15 protein-coding genes are annotated in these 17,403 nt (G+C 71.7%); 11 read left to right on the top strand and 4 right to left on the bottom strand.

All coding sequences use genetic code 11. The features are described from left to right. Positions 1-6 precede the first annotated feature (6 nt). From ACFY1L_RS20880 to ACFY1L_RS20855, 6 genes are all read left to right on the top strand, one after another. Positions 7-735, top strand: a complete 729-nt coding sequence (locus tag ACFY1L_RS20880; RefSeq protein ID WP_361271959.1) for a glutamine amidotransferase — start codon at positions 7-9, stop codon at positions 733-735. A 188-nt stretch (positions 736-923) separates the two neighbouring features. After that, positions 924-1,949, top strand: coding sequence for a 6-phosphofructokinase (locus ACFY1L_RS20875; protein WP_351329211.1), 1,026 nt, complete (start codon positions 924-926; stop codon positions 1,947-1,949). 120 nt (positions 1,950-2,069) lie between these two features. After that, positions 2,070-3,020, top strand: a complete 951-nt coding sequence (locus tag ACFY1L_RS20870) for a cytochrome c oxidase assembly protein (RefSeq protein WP_388826019.1) — start codon at positions 2,070-2,072, stop codon at positions 3,018-3,020. A 184-nt stretch (positions 3,021-3,204) separates the two neighbouring features. Further along, positions 3,205-4,482 (top strand): DUF6777 domain-containing protein, encoded by a 1,278-nt coding sequence (locus tag ACFY1L_RS20865; RefSeq protein WP_388826016.1) that lies wholly within the window; start codon positions 3,205-3,207, stop codon positions 4,480-4,482. Between the two features lie 28 nt (positions 4,483-4,510). Further along, complete coding sequence (locus ACFY1L_RS20860; RefSeq protein WP_388826013.1) at positions 4,511-6,367, top strand: septum formation family protein; 1,857 nt, start codon at positions 4,511-4,513, stop codon at positions 6,365-6,367. A gap of 13 nt (positions 6,368-6,380) precedes the next feature. After that, positions 6,381-6,551 (top strand): hypothetical protein, encoded by a 171-nt coding sequence (locus ACFY1L_RS20855; protein WP_388826010.1) that lies wholly within the window; start codon positions 6,381-6,383, stop codon positions 6,549-6,551. Between the two features lie 39 nt (positions 6,552-6,590). On the opposite strand, the gene ACFY1L_RS20850 is transcribed toward ACFY1L_RS20855, so the two are convergent. The 4 genes from ACFY1L_RS20850 to ACFY1L_RS20835 are packed head-to-tail and all read right to left on the bottom strand — an operon-like array spanning position 6,591 to position 10,625. Further along, entirely contained in the window at positions 6,591-7,805 is a 1,215-nt protein-coding gene (locus ACFY1L_RS20850) for a sensor histidine kinase (RefSeq protein WP_388826007.1), read from the bottom strand. Continuing rightward, on the bottom strand, positions 7,802-9,514 hold the full coding sequence (locus ACFY1L_RS20845) for a cation acetate symporter (protein WP_388826004.1): 1,713 nt from the start codon (positions 9,512-9,514) through the stop codon (positions 7,802-7,804). The genes ACFY1L_RS20850 and ACFY1L_RS20845 overlap by 4 nt, the downstream gene beginning before the upstream one ends. Next, positions 9,511-9,879, bottom strand: a complete 369-nt coding sequence (locus ACFY1L_RS20840) for a hypothetical protein (protein WP_388826901.1) — start codon at positions 9,877-9,879, stop codon at positions 9,511-9,513. Before ACFY1L_RS20840 ends, ACFY1L_RS20845 begins: the two co-directional genes overlap by 4 nt. After that, complete coding sequence (locus ACFY1L_RS20835) at positions 9,876-10,625, bottom strand: LytR/AlgR family response regulator transcription factor (protein WP_388826001.1); 750 nt, start codon at positions 10,623-10,625, stop codon at positions 9,876-9,878. Before ACFY1L_RS20835 ends, ACFY1L_RS20840 begins: the two co-directional genes overlap by 4 nt. Before the next feature lie 78 nt (positions 10,626-10,703). Here ACFY1L_RS20835 and ACFY1L_RS20830 point away from each other — a divergent pair, with 78 nt between their 5' ends. The 5 genes from ACFY1L_RS20830 to ACFY1L_RS20810 all read left to right on the top strand — a co-directional run bounded on the left by ACFY1L_RS20830 (position 10,704) and on the right by ACFY1L_RS20810 (position 17,292). Beyond that, complete coding sequence (locus tag ACFY1L_RS20830; protein WP_361271979.1) at positions 10,704-11,189, top strand: Lrp/AsnC family transcriptional regulator; 486 nt, start codon at positions 10,704-10,706, stop codon at positions 11,187-11,189. Positions 11,190-11,343: 154 nt separating this feature from the next. Beyond that, positions 11,344-12,156: a dimethylargininase gene (gene ddaH, locus ACFY1L_RS20825; protein ID WP_388825999.1), complete on the top strand. Its 813-nt coding sequence runs from the start codon at positions 11,344-11,346 to the stop codon at positions 12,154-12,156. After that, positions 12,153-13,379 (top strand): ornithine--oxo-acid transaminase, encoded by a 1,227-nt coding sequence (rocD, locus tag ACFY1L_RS20820; RefSeq protein ID WP_388825996.1) that lies wholly within the window; start codon positions 12,153-12,155, stop codon positions 13,377-13,379. The genes ddaH and rocD overlap by 4 nt, the downstream gene beginning before the upstream one ends. Positions 13,380-13,532: 153 nt before the next feature. Further along, a complete protein-coding gene (locus ACFY1L_RS20815; protein ID WP_388825993.1) occupies positions 13,533-15,992 on the top strand; it encodes a SpoIIE family protein phosphatase in 2,460 nt (819 codons plus the stop codon). Between the two features lie 70 nt (positions 15,993-16,062). Then, a complete protein-coding gene (locus ACFY1L_RS20810; protein WP_388825990.1) occupies positions 16,063-17,292 on the top strand; it encodes a PP2C family protein-serine/threonine phosphatase in 1,230 nt (409 codons plus the stop codon). Positions 17,293-17,403 lie beyond the last annotated feature (111 nt).

Raw genomic sequence — 17,403 nt, 5'->3', positions numbered from 1 at the left:
ACATTTGTGAGCGACAACAGCCTGCGGGTCGTCTGGATCTACCCCGACCTGCTCAGCACCTACGGCGACCAGGGCAACGTCCTCGTCGTGGAGCGCCGGGCCCGCCAGCGCGGCCTCGACGTGGCGCGCCTCGACGTGCGCAGCGACCAGCCGATCCCGACCTCCGGTGACATCTACCTCATCGGCGGCGGCGAGGACCGTCCGCAGCGGCTCGCCGCCGAGCGGCTGCGTCGCGACGGCGGACTGCACCGGGCCGTGGAGAACGGCGCGATCGTCTTCTCGGTCTGCGCCGGCTACCAGATCCTCGGCCACGAGTTCATCAACGACCTCGGCCAGCGCGAGCCCGGTCTGGGTCTGCTGGACGTGGTCTCGGTACGTGGTGAGGGTGCGCGGTGCGTCGGTGACGTGCTCGCCGACATCGACCCGCGGCTCGGCCTGCCGCCGCTGACCGGCTTCGAGAACCACCAGGGCGTCACGCATCTCGGCCCCACCGCCCGCCCCTTGGCCAATGTCCGGCTGGGCAACGGCAACGGCACGGGCGACGGTACGGAGGGCGCGTACAACGACACGGTCTTCGGTACGTACATGCACGGACCCGTGCTCGCGCGCAATCCGCAGATCGCCGACCTGCTGCTGAAGCTGGCGCTGGACGTGAACGCGCTGCCGCCGACCGACGACCGCTGGTACGAGGCCTTGCGCAACGAGCGCATCGCGGCTGCGCAGCAGCCCGCCTGAGCTGGGTGTTCATCTGCACTCCAGGTTGGTTTCACCAGCCCGTCTGACGCGGTCTCCGCACACCTGAGCGGGCGCGTCCAGCAGGCGGACGCACGCTTCGGCCCCGCCCCCTCCTGCCGCTAGGGTGGCGGGGTTCGAGCCGGACAGCGTGGTCCGGACCCGACCACGTTGAGAAGGTTTTTCGGGCTATGCGCATTGGTGTCCTCACGTCCGGCGGCGACTGCCCCGGCCTGAACGCCGTCATCCGGTCCGTCGTGCACCGTGCCGTCGTCGACCACGGCGACGAGGTCATCGGCTTCCGGGACGGCTGGAAGGGCCTCCTGGAGTGCGACTACCTCAAGCTCGACCTCGATGCGGTGGGCGGCATTCTGGCCCGCGGCGGCACGATCCTCGGCTCCTCCCGCGTCCAGCCCTCCCATCTGCGGGACGGTGTGGAGCGGGCCAAGGGCCATGTCGAGGAGCTCGGCCTCGACGCGATCATCCCCATCGGCGGTGAGGGCACGCTCAAGGCGGCCCGGCTGATGTACGACAGCGGGCTGCCGATCGTCGGCGTCCCGAAGACCATCGACAACGACATCGCCGTCACGGACGTCACCTTCGGCTTCGACACGGCCGTGGGTGTGGCGACGGAGGCGCTGGACCGGCTGAAGACCACCGCCGAGTCGCACCAGCGGGTGCTCGTCGTCGAGGTCATGGGCCGGCACACCGGCTGGATCGCGCTGCACTCCGGCATGGCGGCCGGCGCGCACGCCATCGTCGTACCGGAACGGCCCTTCGACATCGAGGAGTTGGCCAAGCGGGTCGGCGAGCGGTTCGAGGCCGGCAAGCGCTTCGCGATCGTCGTGGCGGCCGAGGGGGCCAAGCCCAAGGCCGGGTCCATGGAGTTCGACGAGGGCGGCAAGGACATCTACGGCCACGAGCGCTTCGCCGGGATCGCGCGTCAGCTTTCGATCGAGCTGGAGGAGCGGCTCGGCAAGGAAGCACGGCCGGTCATCCTGGGGCACGTGCAGCGTGGCGGCACGCCGACCGCGTACGACCGCGTGCTCGCCACCCGCTTCGGCTGGCACGCCGTGGAGGCCGTGCACCGGGGCGAGTTCGGCAAGATGACCGCTCTGCGCGGCACGGACATCGTGATGGTGCCGCTGGCGGAGGCGGTCGAGACGCTGAAGACGGTTCCTTCCGAGCGGTACGACGAGGCGGAGTGCGTGCTCTAGCACACAACCGTTCCCGTACGGCATCGAAGAATCGCCCCCGGTCGCAACTGCGGCCGGGGGCGGTTCTAGTCTGTGGGGCGGACACATCGCACAACCCCCCACGAATCAGGAGCCGGCGAAATGGATCACAGCGGGCACGGCATGACCATGGATCTGCCGCCGTTCACGCTGGGGCGGGGGCTTCAGTGGTCGGCGGACCCGTTCTTTCTCGTGGCCTGCCTGGTGGGGCTCGGGCTGTATGCGTACGGCGTCGTGCGGCTGCGGCGGCGCGGTGACAAGTGGTCGCCGGCGCGGACGGTCTCGTTCGTCCTCGGTGTGCTGACCATCGGGCTCGTCATGTGCACCAGGCTCAACGACTACGGCATGGTCATGTTCAGCGTGCACATGGTGCAGCACATGATCATCAGCATGCTCTCGCCGATCCTGATCCTGCTCGGCGCCCCGGTCACCCTGGCCCTGCGCGCGCTGCCGACTGCCGGCAAGGGCCGGAAGGGGCCGCGTGAGCTGCTGCTGATGCTGCTGCACAGCCGGTACATGCGGATCATCACGCACCCGGCGTTCACCATCCCGCTGTTCATCGCGAGCCTGTACGCGCTGTACTTCACCCCGATCTTCGACTTCCTGATGGGCTCCAAGACGGGGCACATCGCGATGATGGTGCACTTCCTCGCCGTGGGCGTGGTCTTCTTCTGGCCGATCATCGGCGTGGACCCCGGCCCGCAGCGGCCGGGCTATCTGATGCGGATGCTGGAGCTGTTCGCGGGCATGCCGTTCCACGCGTTCTTCGGCATCGCGCTGATGATGGCGTCGACGCCGATGGTCGAGACGTTCAAGAACCCGCCGGCCTCCCTCGGCATCGACGCGCTCTCCGACCAGACCGCGGCCGGCGGCATCGCCTGGGCGTTCAGCGAGATTCCGTCGGTGCTGGTGCTGATCGCCCTGCTGTTCCAGTGGTACGGCTCCGAGCAGCGGCAGGCCAAGCGCATGGACCGGGCCGCCGACCGCGACGGCGACAAGGAACTCGAGGCATACAACGCCTATTTGGCCTCATTGAACGCACGCGGGCGTTGAAGGCTTCGCCGTCCGGAAGCTTTCAGTAGCATGAAGTGCATTGGGGGAACCGCCGGGGGGAGCGGTGATGACACTTCGTGCATTTATGCAAGGGGCCGGAAAATCGGCGATTCGCAGGATCGCCGTCCTGCTCGTTTTCTTACTCGCACTCAGCGGGTGTGATCGAAATACGCCGCTGCTCGTCGTGAAGGCGGTGGCCGCGGGAGTTCCCGCTCTCGCGCCATTCTTCGACGAGGGCAGCGGGCTGGGCCATGACGCCGCGGGGGTCAGGTCGCAGGCGGTGCACGGCAGCCTGCAGCAGGGCGACACACCTGGTCTGTACGGGGGCACGAGGAAGCCGACCATCTGCGACGTCAAGCAGCTCAAGGCATTCCTCACGGATCCCGGGAACAAGCAGAAGGCACAGGCGTGGGCGGCTGCCCTGAACATCACCACGGCCGAGATTCCGCAATATCTGGACCGGCTCACTCCAGTTCTCCTGCGCCACGACACTCTCGTGAAGAATCACGACTACAAAAAGGGCAAGGCCGTCCCCTACAACTCCCTGCTCCAGGCGGGAATCGCCGTTCTCGTCGATGAACAGGGACTTCCGGCTGTGAAGTGCTCGTGCGGAAATCCGCTGCGTCCCTTCACCGCCGACACGAACAGGATTTCGGTCAAGTTCGAGGACGGCAACAAGAAGTGGCGGGGATACGAGCGTTCCTCCGTGGTGGCCGTACAGCCGGCGCCCCGGAAAATGCAGCAGCTCGCTCTGGTCGACGTCGACGATCCCGCCCGGGGCATCGAGCGGCCGGTCGGCACGACGGGCGCGCACGACAAGACGTTCAACACGCGCAAGGAGCGCGCGGTGCCCGATCTCGCCGGGACGACGTTCGGGGACGCGAGCCGTCGGCTGGCGGACAAGGGGCTCGCGGTCGGGTACGACGGCAAGTCGCGGCCACCCGACAATGCGCGGGTGACGGCGTCCGACCCGCCGGCCGGGACCGAGCTGCAGTTCGGCCAGTACGTGATGCTGAGCGTGGCCGGGGGGAAGTCCGAGGGGTCGACCACTCCGCCGCCGCCCTCGAGCTCGGAACCGTCCAAGACGCCGCCGTCCTCGTCGTCGTCATCACCACCGTCGTCGTCTTCGTCGTCGGCGCCGCCGTCCTCGCCGTCGAGCAGCGGCGGCGGGTCCTCGTCCTCCGCGCCGCCGTCGAGCGCACCGCCCAGCTCCAAGGCACCGCCGTCGAGCGCGCCGCCGACGACCACCAGTGCGCCTCCGAGCAGCGCCCCGGTGACCAGCAGCGCCCCGCCGCCGAGCGACCCGGTGACGAGCAGCGCGCCCCCGCCCAGCGACCCGGTCACCAGCAGCGCACCGCCGCCCCAGACCACGAACGCCCCGGCCACCAGCGAGCCGGCGAGCAGCGCACCCGCCACGAGTGAGCCCGCGTCCTCCGGGCCCGCCTCGAGCGCGATCATGTAGCGCCCCCGCAGAACCCGGGAGTCACCGGATGCATTCAGGATCACCGACGTCGGGAGTGGGCCGGGTCATCGCCGGCCGTTATCTGCTGCTGAACCGGCTCGGCAGCGGCGGCATGGGCCATGTCTGGCTCGCCCACGACCAGAGACTCGCCTGCGAGGTCGCGCTCAAGGAGATCGTGTTCCGGGGCCCGGGGCCGGTCGGGGACGAGCTGGAGGCCCGGGTCGCCCGGGCCCGCGCGGAGGCCCGGCACGCGGCGGGGCTGCGCGGCCATCCGCATGTGGTCACGGTGCACGACGTGCTGGAGCACGAGGGGCTGCCGTGGATCGTCATGGAGTACGTGTCGGGCGCCGTCGACCTGCGCGACCTGGTGCAGCAGCGCGGCCCGCTCGCGCCCGCGGAGTGCGCCCGCATCGGGCTCGCCGTCCTCGACGCGCTGACCGCCGGGCACGACCGGGGTGTCATGCACCGGGACGTGAAGCCGGCGAACATCCTGCTGGCGCCGGACCGCACCGGGGCGCCGTACGGTCGCATCCTGCTCACCGACTACGGCATCTCGGTGCAGCCGGACGGCGGTGAGACCCGGTACACGCTGGCGTCGGTGCTGGTGGGGACGTCGGGCTATCTGGCGCCGGAGCGTGCCACGGGCGGGCCGCCGACCCCGGCCGCCGATCTGTTCTCGCTGGGCTGCACGCTGTACTTCGGCGTCGAGGGCCGCGGCCCCTTCGAGCGGGAGTCGAACCTTGCCGAGGTCACCGCGGTGGTCATGGAGGAGCCGCGCCCGGCCGTCCGTGCCGGTGCGCTGGGCCCCGTGGTGCAGGCGCTGCTCGCGAAGGATCCGGCGCGGCGGCCGTCCGCGCCGGAGGCCGAGGCGGCGCTGACACGGATCGTCACACCGCAGGCCGACTCGTACGCCCGCACCCAGACCGACCTCGGCTCGCAGCCGCCGTGGGCCGGGATGGCGCCCGCTCCCGCGCCTCCCCCGCCCGGGCCGGGCCCGGGGCCCGCGTCGAACGGCTTCGGGCCCGTCGTCGTCGCTCCCGGGCCCGCCCACCGGCGCCGCGAGCTGCCACGGGTCCTGCGGGCCGTTCTCGCGGCCTCCCTCGGCCTGGTGCTGGCGCTGGGCGGTGTCTGGTACGCGATGGCCAACCGTGGCGAGACGGCCGACGGCGGCAGGACGTCGCCGTACGGTTCGGCCGTCGGGCTCGCCGAGCCGCTCAAGGACGGGGAGTGCGTGACCGCCGACTGGCCGGGCTCGGCGCGTTTCCAGGGCACACCGCGACTGACGCCGGACCCGACCTGCCAGGCCAAGGCGCCCGACGGACAGGTGATGGCGTTCGTGTCCGCCGCCTCCGCGGGCGAGGCGCGCAAGCTGGGCCCGGAGCGGTGCGAGCAGCGGACGCAGGAGATCCGGGAGCGCCTGGCGGACGTCCGCAGCCTCGCCGTCGTGCCGAGCGACGCCGGTTTCGACACCGCGGGCCGGCGCACCGCCTGTCTGGTGCTGGGCGCCCACGGGCCGGTCTTCGGGCCGCTCGGCGATCACCGGAAGGTCGGCTCGGCCTTCACCGACACGGCGAACATGCAGCGCCGGGACTGTCTGCAGGCCCGTTCCAACCGCGACGCCCGGCTGGTCTCCTGCGCCGGCCCGCACGACGAGCAGGTGCTCGGTTTCACCCGGCTGGGCAAGGACGTGACGCTCACCGAGGCCCGTACGGAGTCGGATGCGGCCTGTGCGAAGGACGTGCCGCCGAGCGACTACGGCTTCGACCCCTCGGTCTACACCTCCGGCTCCTGGACCAGCCAGGGCGCGTGGAAGTCGGGCACTCATTTCGTCGTGTGCACCGCCCGGAAGCAGAACGGGGGCACCATGGAGGGGGACGAATCCTGAGGAGGGTGTTGCGATGCCCGGTTCTACGGACGGTTCTACCAAGGCGATGGGGGTGCTCACCGTCGGCGGTCTGGTCGTGGTGACCGCCTACACGGTGGCGCTCGGCTCCAACGGCTGGCTGTGGTTCGGCTGGGTCGTGCTGGGCCTGCTCACCCTCGGGATGGTCGCCTCCCGCAGCTCCTGAGGCTCCCGCAGCTCGTCGGACACCCGCGGCGCGTGACCCTCATTCCTGGGTCATCCGCCCGGCCGAGTGCACCCCCGGCTGGTATTTCGGCAGCCGGGCGGTGATCTTCATGCCCGCTCCCACGGCGGTCTCGATGACGAGCCCGTAGTCGTCGCCGTAGACCTGGCGGAGCCGGTCGTCGACGTTGGACAGGCCGATGCCGCCGGACGGGCTGATCTCGCCGGCGAGGATGCGGCGCAGCAGGACGGGGTCCATTCCGGCGCCGTCGTCCTCGATGACGACCAGGGCCTCGGCGCCGGCGTCCTGCGCGGTGATGCTGATGTGGCTCTTGCCCACCGGTGCCGCCTTGCCCTCCAGACCGTGCTTGACGGCGTTCTCGACGAGCGGCTGCAGGCACAGGAAGGGCAGGGCGACCGGCAGCACCTCGGGGGCGATCTGCAGGGTGACGGAGAGGCGGTCGCCGAAGCGTGCCCGCACCAGGGCCAAGTAGTGGTCGATGGCGTGCAGTTCGTCGGCGAGGGTGGTGAAGTCGCCGTGCCTGCGGAACGAGTAGCGGGTGAAGTCGGCGAATTCCAGAAGGAGTTCGCGGGCGCGCTCGGGGTCGGTACGGACGAACGAGGCGATCACCGCGAGCGAGTTGAAGATGAAGTGCGGGGAGATCTGCGCCCGAAGTGCCTTGATCTCGGCCTCGATCAGGCGGGTGCGGGACTGGTCGAGGTCGGCCAACTCCAGCTGGACGCTCACCCAGCGGGCGACCTCGCCGGCGGCCCGGACGAGGACGGCGGACTCGCGGGGTGCGCAGGCGACCAGTGCGCCGTGCACACGGTCGTCGACGGTGAGCGGGGCGACGACCGCCCAGCGCACCGGGCAGTCCGGGGTGTCGCACTTGAGCCGGAAGGCCTCGCCGCGACCGGTCTCCAGTGGTCCGGCCAGGCGTTCCATGATCTCGGTGCGGTGGTGGCCGCCCACACCGTCCCAGACCAGGACCTCCTTCTGGTCGCTCAGACACAGCGCGTCCGTGCCCAGGAGGGTGCGCAGTCTGCGGGCCGACTTGCGGGCGGTCTCCTCCGTCAGCCCGGCCCGCAGCGGGGGTGCGGCGAGCGAGGCGGTGTGCAGGGTCTGGAAGGTGGCGTGCTCGACGGGGGTGCCGAGACCGCCGAGGCTCTCGGGACGTGCGGTGCGCCTGCCGAGCCAGAAACCGGCGGCCAGCAGTGGGAGTACGGCCACGCACAGGCCGGCGAGGAATCCGCTCATGCCTTCACCTCCGCACGCAGGTCCTCCGGCAGATGGAACCGGGCCAGGATCGCCTCCGTCCCGGTCGGCACCCGACCCGGGGTGGCCAGGGACACCAGCACCATGGTGAGGAAGCCCAGCGGCACGGACCAGAGCGCGGGCCAGGCGAGCAGCGCGTGCAGCGGGCCCGTACCGGGGAAGTCGGCCATGGTGACGGCCACCGCGACGAACGCGGAGCCGCCGCCGACCAGCATCCCGGCGGCCGCGCCCGGCGGGGTCAGCCGCCGCCACCAGATGCCGAGGACGAGCAGCGGGCAGAAGGACGAGGCGGACACGGCGAAGGCCAGGCCCACCGCGTCGGCGACCGGCAGCCCGCCCACGAGCACGCTGGCGGCGAGCGGCACGGCCATGGAGAGCACCGTGCCGAGCCTGAAGTGCCGTACGCCGCGCGTCGGCAGGACGTCCTGGGTGAGCACGCCCGCGACGGCCATGGTCAGCCCGGACGCCGTGGACAGGAACGCGGCGAAGGCCCCGCCCGCGACCAGCGCGCCGAGCAGGTCGCCGCCGACGCCTCCGATCATCCGGTCGGGAAGCAGCAGTACGGAGGCGTCCGCATTGCCGGTGAGGGTGAGTTCGGGGGTGTAGAGCCGGCCGAGGGCGCCGTAGACCGGCGGCAGGAGGTAGAAGACGCCGATCAGGGCGAGCACGGCGACCGTGGTGCGGCGGGCCGCCACGCCGTGCGGGCTGGTGTAGAAGCGGACGACCACGTGCGGCAGGCCCATGGTTCCGAGGAAGGTGGCGAGGATCAGTCCGTACGTGGCGTACAGCGGGCGTTCCTCGCGGCCCGCGGCGAGCGAGGTGGACATGCCGCCGTTGCTGCCGCGGTCGGCGGCCGGGACCCGGTCGCCCTTGGCGAAGGTCAGCCGGGTGCCGGCCTCGATGTGGTGGGTGCCGGCGGGGAGTTGGAGCCGCTGGTCGTCGTGCGGGCGGCCGTCGACGGTGCCGCTGACGGTGACCGTGAGCGGCCGGTCGAGGGTGAGGTCGACGCTGTCGTCGACGCGTACGACGCGCTGCTCGCGGAAGGTCGCCGGTTCCTCGAAGGCGTGGCTGGGGGCGCCGTCGCCCTGCCAGGCGAGGACCAGGAAGAGGACGGGCACGAGCAGGGCGGTGAGCTTGAGCCAGTACTGGAACGCCTGCACGAAGGTGATGCTGCGCATGCCGCCGGCGGCGACGGTGGCGACCACGACGACGGCCACGATCAGCCCGCCGAGCGAGTCGGGGGCGCCGGTGAGCACCGTCAACGTCAGCCCGGCGCCCTGGAGTTGGGGCAGCAGATACAGCCAGCCGACGCCGACGACGAAGGCCCCGGCAAGCCGCCGCACGCCGTGGGAGGCGAGCCGGGCCTCGGCGAAGTCGGGCAGGGTGTAGGCGCCGGAGCGGCGCAGCGGGGCGGCGACGAAGATCAGCAGGACGAGGTAGCCGGCCGTGTAGCCCACGGGGTACCAGAGCATGTCGGGGCCCTGCACCAGGACCAGGCCCGCGATGCCGAGGAAGGAGGCGGCGGAGAGGTACTCGCCGCTGATGGCGGCCGCGTTGAGGCGGGGGCCGACGGTGCGGGAGGCGACGTAGAAGTCGGAGGTGGTGCGGGAGATGCGCAGACCGAACGCGCCGACCAGTACGGTCGCCACGACCACCAGAGCGACCGCCGGGACGGCGTAACTGGAGTTCATCGGTCTTCTACGAGCCGCACGAAGTCCCGTTCGTTGCGCTCGGCACGCCTCACGTACCAGCGGGCGAGCAGGACCAGGGGGGCGTACAGGCAGAAGCCGAGGACGAGCCACTCGAGGCGGTGGGCGTCCGGCATGGCCGCGAAGAGCAGCGGCAGCGGGCCGATGAGCAGGCCGAGGACCGCGAACACCGTGAGGGCGGCGCGGAGTTGGGTGCGCATGAGGGAGCGGACGTAGGTGTGGCCGAGGGTGGTCTGCTCGTCGATCTCGGTGCGCGGCCGGTAGTAGCCGGAGGCGCGGCGGGTGCGGCGGGGCGGGCCGGTGACGACGACGCGGCGCTCGGCGGGGTCCTGGTGGGGCACGGTCAGGGCCTCCTCATCAGTAGGTCCCGCAGCTCGCGTGCGTGGCGGCGGCTGACCTGGAGGTCCTCGCCGCCGACCACGACGCTCACCGTGCCCGCGTCCAGGCGGAGTTCGCCGACGTGCCGCAGGGCGACGAGGTGGCGGCGGTGGATGCGGACGAAGCCGCGGGAGCGCCAGCGCTCCTCCAGGGTGGACAGCGGGATGCGTACGAGGTGGCTGCCCTTGTCGGTGTGCAGGCGAGCGTAGTCGCCCTGGGCCTCGACGTGGGTGATGTCGTCGACGGACACGAAGCGGGTCACGCCGCCGAGTTCGACGGGTATGTGGTCGGGGTCGGGCTCGTGCACGGGGATGCGCGGGGCGCTGCCGGTGAGCTCGGCAGCGCGGCGGACGGCCTCGGCGAGGCGTTCCTTGCGAACCGGTTTGAGGACGTAGTCGACGGCCTTGAGGTCGAAGGCCTGGACGGCGAAGTCCTCGTGGGCGGTGACGAACACGACCAGCGGCGGCTGGGCGAAGCCGGTCAGCAGCCGGGCCAGGTCGAGCCCGTCGAGACCGGGCATGTGGATGTCGAGGAAGACGACGTCGATCGCCTCGGGACCGCCCGGACCGGACTCCAGCGCGCGGTTGATGCGGCGCAGCGCCTCGGTCGCGTCGCCGGCGCCCTCCGCGCTGCCGATGCGGGGATCGGCGTTGAGCAGATAGAGCAGTTCCTCCAGCGAGGGGCGTTCGTCGTCGACGGCGAGGGCGCGCAGCATGAACCCGGAGTGTAGGTGGAATCCGTACGCCTGGACATGTGCCGGGGCGTTGACGTTCCCGCTGGATACAGTGCCCACATGAACAGCAGGCCGGCCCCCTTCGACGAGCTCGACCGGAAGATCATCACGGCCCTGATGGCGAACGCCAGGACGAGCTTCGCCGAGATCGGCGCGGCCGTCGGGTTGTCGTCGACGGCGGTGAAGCGGCGCGTGGACCGGCTGCGCGACACGGGCGTGATCACCGGGTTCACGGCCACCGTGCAGCCGGAGGCGCTGGGCTGGCGCACGGAGGCGTACGTCGAGGTGTACTGCGAGGGGGCCGCTCCCCCGCGACGGCTCGCGGAGGTCGTGCGCAACCACCCGGAGATCACCGCAGCGATGACGGTGACCGGCGGCGCGGACGCGCTGCTGCATGTGCGGGCGCGGGACGTGGAGCACTTCGAGGAGGTGCTGGAACGCATCCGCGTCGAGCCCTTCATCCGCAAGACCATCAGCGTGATGGTGCTGTCCCACCTGCTCCCGGAAAGCCCCGAAGCGGGCGCCACCCAGCCCGCGCCCGAATAAACATCCGAGCGCGCAGCGAACCTGCGCCCTCTCGGCCAAAGACGCAGCATTCCTGCGCGGACACGCAATTCTCGTTGCTTGTCGCCCGTCTCCGTCACTTCCTACCTTGGTGTCAACCCCAGTCGACACCGCAGGAAAGCGGAGGAACCCCTCTGTGTCCGACTCCCGTGTGCCGCGCCGGCGGCGCTTCCTCGTCTGCGAACCCAGACATTTCGCCGTGCAGTACGCGATCAACCCCTGGATGCAACCCGATGTCCGCGTCGACGTGGACCTGGCCCACGAGCAGTGGCAGGCGCTGATCGGCGCCTACCGGGCCCACGGCCACACCGTCGACACCCTGGAGCCGGCCCCCGGTCTCCCGGACATGGTCTTCGCCGCGAACTCGGCGGTCGTCGTGGACGGCCGCGTCTTCGGCTCCCTCTTCCACGCGCCCGAGCGGCGCCCCGAGTCCACGCACTACGACACGTGGTTCAAGTCGGCCGGCTTCGCCGTCCACCGCCCCGAGTCCGTGTGCGAGGGCGAGGGCGACCTGGTCTGGACGGGACGCTACGTCCTGGCCGGCACCGGATTCCGTACGACCCGGGAGGCGCACCGCGAGGTGCAGGAGTTCTTCGGCCACCCGGTGATCAGCCTGACGCTGGTGGACCCGCGCTTCTACCACCTGGACACGGCGCTGTTCGTCCTGGACGACGACAACGTCTCCTACTACCCGGAGGCGTTCTCGCCGGGCAGCCGGGAGGTGCTGGCGCGGCTGTACCCGGACGCCGTGCTCGCCACCCTGGACGACGCACTGGCCTTCGGCCTCAACTCCGTGTCCGACGGCAAGAACGTGTTCATCGCGCCCCAGGCCGAGTCCCTCGCCACCGCCCTCGCCGACCGCGGCTATGTCCCCGTGCCCGTCGACCTGTCCGAGTTCCGCAAGGCAGGCGGCGGCATCAAGTGCTGCACCCAGGAGATCCGTTCATGACCGCTCCCGTGACCACGCGCACGTCCGCCGACCTCATCCGCGCCGAGGAACCGGTCCTGGCGCACAACTACCACCCGCTGCCCGTGGTCGTCGCGCGCGCCGAGGGCACCTGGGTGGAGGACGTCGAGGGCCGCCGCTACCTCGACATGCTGGCCGGTTACTCGGCCCTGAACTTCGGTCACCGCCACCCGGCGCTGATCGACGCGGCCCACCGCCAGCTGGACCGCCTCACCCTCACCTCGCGCGCCTTCCACAACGACAAGCTGGCCGAATTCGCGGAGCGGCTGGCCGAGTTGACCGGCCTCGACATGGTGCTGCCGATGAACACGGGCGCCGAGGCGGTCGAGTCCGGCATCAAGGTCGCCCGCAAGTGGGCCTACGAGGTCAAGGGCGTCCCGGCCGACCAGGCCACGATCGTGGTCGCCGCGGAGAACTTCCACGGCCGTACGACGACGATCGTCAGCTTCTCCACGGACGAGACCGCACGGGCGGGCTTCGGCCCGTTCACCCCGGGCTTCCGGATCGTGCCGTACAACGACCTGGCGGCGCTGGAGGCGGCCGTCGACGAGACGACGGCGGCCGTGCTCATCGAGCCCATCCAGGGCGAGGCGGGCGTCGTCATCCCCGACGACGGCTACCTCACCGGTGTACGCGAGCTGACCCGGCGCAAGGGCTGCCTGTTCATCGCCGACGAGATCCAGTCGGGGCTCGGCCGCACGGGCCGCACCCTCGCCGTCGAGCACGAGGGCGTCGTCCCGGACGTGCTGCTGCTCGGCAAGGCGCTGGGCGGCGGCATCGTCCCGGTGTCCGCGGTGGTCGCCCGCCGGGACGTGCTCGGTGTGCTGCGCCCGGGCGAGCACGGCTCGACCTTCGGCGGGAACCCCCTGGCAGCCGCGGTCGGCACGGCCGTCGTCGAACTGCTCGAGACGGGTGAGTACCAGCGCCGGGCGGCCGAGCTGGGCGTGGTTCTGCGGGGCGGCCTGGCCGCGCTGGTCGGCAGCGGCGTGACCGGCTTCCGCGCCCGCGGCCTGTGGGCCGGCGTCGACATCGACCCCGCCATCGGCACCGGCCGCGAGATCAGCGAACGGCTCCAGCGCGAGGGCATCCTGGTGAAGGACACCCACGGCTCCACCATCCGGCTGGCGCCGCCGCTGACGATCACCGGGGAGGAGCTGGAGTCGGCGCTGGGTTCGCTGGAGCGGGTACTGGCGCAGAAGGCCTGACCCACAGGGGTCCCACGGCTCCGCCGCGCCGCCCCTCGTCCCGCCCCGCACCCCCGCTCCCGCCGGGCCGGGTGCATACCTCCACTCCATCCTGGAAGGGTGAAGATGGGGACAAGAGGTGGTAGACCACTCTCAGCGACAGAGAGGTCGGCCGTGGGCACTCACGAGGAGCAGGACGTCGCCCGGCAGCGGTTCGACGTGGCCGATGCCGTGCCCTTGTTGCTCGACGCACAGGGCGTGGTGACCAGCTGGACGCGGGACGCACAGCGGCTGCTGAACTATGCCGCTGCCGAGGTGGTGGGCACCCGGGTGACCGGGCTGCTCACCACCGAGGACGCCGCGCGCCTGCCCGAGCTCGCCGAGCGGTGCCGCAGGGACGGCGGCTGGGCGGGACTGCTCACCGCCCGCCGCAAGGACGGCCGGCCGGTCCGCGTCATGGTGCGGGTCACTCCGGCGGTCGAACCCGGCGGAGTCGCGCACTGGCTGGTGCTGGTCTCCGACATGGCCGACGCCGGCGGCTGGGACATGAGCCGCCCGGTGCTGGAGCAGATGGTCAACGGCTCGCCCGTCGGCATAGCGATCGTGGACGCCAACCTGCGCTTCGTGTGGTCCAACGACGCCCTGGCGAAATTCGGCGGCGGTTCGCCGCAGGATCGGCTCGGGCTGCGGATGGCGGACATCCAGCCGGGCATCGACACCGAGGCGATCGAGGAGCAGATGCGGCAGGTGCTGGCGACCGGCCGGGCGGTCGTCGGGTACGAGCACGTGGGCCGCATACGGTCCGCACCGCACCGCGAGACGGCGCACATGATGTCGTTCACCCGGCTCGACGACGACCGGGGCCACCCCATGGGCGTCTACTACACCGTCGTCGACGTCACCGAACGGCACCGCGCCCGGCAGCGGCTGGCCCTCCTCGACCGGGCCGGCGAGCACATCGGCCGCACGCTGGACATCGTGCGGACCGCGCAGGAGCTGGCCGACGTGGCCGTGCCCGGGTTCGCCGACTACATCTGCGTGGACCTGCTGGAGTCGGTGCTGCGGGGCGCCGAGCAGGCCCCCGGACCGCTGAGCGACGCCCATCCGGTGCCGCTGCGCCGGGCCGGCCACCAGTCGGTGCACCCGGGGACGCCGGAGGCCGTCGTGGAGATCGGCGAGGTGGCCGCCTATGTCGCCGGGTCGCCCCCGATCCGCAGTCTCACCACGGGCCGGTCCTGGCGCGAGGAACGCCTCGACCCGCTCGCCAAGGAGTGGGCCACCGGCATTCCGGGCGGCCGGGAAGCCACCTTCCTGGAACTCGGGCTGCACAGCGTGATCATCGTGCCGATCCGTGCGCGGGGCGTCACGCTGGGCGTCACCACGTTCTTCCGGCGTGCACGTCAGGAGCCGTTCGACGAGGACGACCTGAGCCTGGCCGAGGACCTGGTGTCGCGGGCGGCGGTCTGCGTGGACAACGCCCGCCGCTACACCCGCGAGCGCAATGCCGCGCTGGTGCTGCAGCGCAGCCTGCTCCCCCACCGGCTGCCCGAGCAGAACGCGGTGGAGGTGGCCGCCTGCTACCGGCCGGCCGACGAACTGACCGGCCTGGGCGGCGACTGGTACGACCTCATCCCCCTGTCCGGCGCGCGCGTCGCCCTGGTGGTGGGCGAGGTCCCCGGACACGGCATCGACGCCGCCGCGGCCATGGGGCGTCTGCGCACCGCCGTACGGACCCTCGCGGCGCTGGATCTGCCGCCCGAGGAGGTGCTCGCGCACCTCGACGACCTGGTCGCGCAGACCGCCCGCGAGGAGGGCGTCGATCCGGACGGATCGGATTCCGGCGGCGTCCAGGTCGCGGGGGCGGGGTGTGTGTACGTCGTCTACGACCCCGTCGACGGGCAGTGCTCGATGGCCGCCGCCGGACATCCCGCGCCGGCCGTCGTCCTGCCCGACGGCACCGTCAGCTTCGTCGACCTCCCGCAGGGGCCGCCGCTCGGCGCGGGCGGACTGCCCTTCGAGGCCGTCGAGCTGGCCCTCGCGGAGGGCAGCACACTCGCGCTGCACACCGACGGTCTGCTGGCCCGCGGCGAGGACTGGGCCGTCGACGCGGGCCGCGACCGCCTGCGCCGGGCCCTGGAGCGGGTCGCGCCCTCGCTCGACCTGCGCTGCCGGGCCGTGGTCGACGCACTGGTCCCGGACCGCCCGTACGACGACGTGGCCCTGCTGATGGCCCGCACCAGGCTGCTCGGCGAGGACCAGGTCGCCGACTGGGACCTTCCCGCCGACCCGGCCATCGTCGCCGACGCCCGCAAGGAGGCCGCCCGGCAGCTGGCCGAGTGGGGCCTGGAGGAGTTCGCCTTCACCACGGAACTGGTCGTGAGCGAGCTGGTCACCAACGCCATCCGGCACGCGGACGGCCCGATCCGGCTGCGCCTGATCAGGGAAAGCGCCCTGATCTGCGAGGTCTCCGACGGCGGCGCCACCGCACCCCATCTGCGCCATCCGCGCACCACCGACGAGGGCGGCCGCGGGCTGCTGCTGGTCTCCCAGTTCACCCAGCGGTGGGGAACCCGTTTCGTCCCCGAAGGGAAGGTCATCTGGGCCGAGCAGTCGCTGACGGAATCTCCGGCCTGACACAACGGGGTCAGTACATACGTCGTACGACGTAGGAAAATAGAGCGAACCCGGCAGTTAGGCGGAAGCCATGAACGATGCGGCGATCGACTACGCGGCGGTGTTCCAGTGCCTGCCGGGGATGGTGGCGCTCCTGACCCCCGACCTGGTCTACGCGGACGCCAACGAGGAGTTCCTGCGCAATGCGCGGCGCACCCGTGAGCAGGTGGTCGGCCGCTATCTGTTCGACGTCTTCCCCGACAACCCGAACGACGACGGCGCGTCCGGCATGCGCAACCTCGCGGCCTCACTGCAGCGGGTGGTCGACACGGGCGAGCGCGACACCATGGCCCTGCAGCGGTACGACGTCGAGGACCCCGAGCAGCCCGGCGAGTGGGAGGAGCGCTACTGGAGCCCGGTCAACGCGCCGGTGATCGGGCCGGACGGCAAGGTGGTACTGCTGGTGCACCGGGTCGAGGAGGTCACCGAGCTGATCAAGGCCCGCGGCGGTCCGAGCGGCAGCCGGGGCCGCGTCCTCGAGGCCGAGCTGTACACCCGCGCCCGCGAACTGCAGGAGCTCAACGAGCGGTTGCGCCAGGCGCACGCACGTGAGCGCGAGGTGGCCCTCGCCCTGCAGGAGGCGATGCTGCCCGCCCGCCGGCAGGTCGGCCATCACGACGTGGCCGTGCGCTACCGGCCCGCGGTCGGCGCGCTGAACGTGTGCGGGGACTGGTACGACCTCGTCGACCTGGTGGGCGGCAACCGGATCGGCGTGGCGGTGGGCGACGTGGTCGGGCACGGCCTGGCGGCCGCAGGGGTCATGGGCCAGCTGCGCAGCGCGCTGAGCGCCGCCTCCCGCGTGGCCGTGGGGCCGGGCGAGGCGCTCAACGTGCTCGGCCGGTACGCGAACGTGGTCGACGGCGCCGAATCGGCCACGGTGGTCACGACGTTCATCGACTTCGACGAGTACACCATCACGTACAGCAGCGCGGGCCACCCGCCGCCGGTGCTCGTCCATGCCGACGGCCGCGTGGAGTTCCTCGACCGGGCCACCGACCCGCCGCTGGACGCCCGCCCCGAGCCGATCCCCCGGCCGGAGGCCTGCACGACGTACAGCGAGGGCGCCACCCTCGTCCTCTACACCGACGGCCTGATCGAGCGCAGACACGAGGACATCGACACCGGCCTGGCCCGCCTCGCCGACTCCCTCGCCCGCCACCGCGCGGAGGCCCCCGAGCGGCTCGCGGACTCGGTCCTGCTGGAGCTGTTGCCGCCGGGGGGCGCCACCGACGACACGGCCCTGGTCATCGTGCGGCTGTGAGACCGCGGAACGCCCGCCGCGCCGCCGACCTGCCCGAAGCCTCGATCTTCCGCCGTTTGCCGCGGGAGGGTGCGCCGTCCATCTCGAAGGGTGAACACTCTGAGCAATGGG

This window comes from Streptomyces sp. NPDC001663 (assembly GCF_042893105.1).
Classification (GTDB): domain Bacteria; phylum Actinomycetota; class Actinomycetes; order Streptomycetales; family Streptomycetaceae; genus Streptomyces.
Note: the sequence above shows the minus strand (reverse complement) of the source record. Positions and strands in the feature narration are given on the sequence as shown.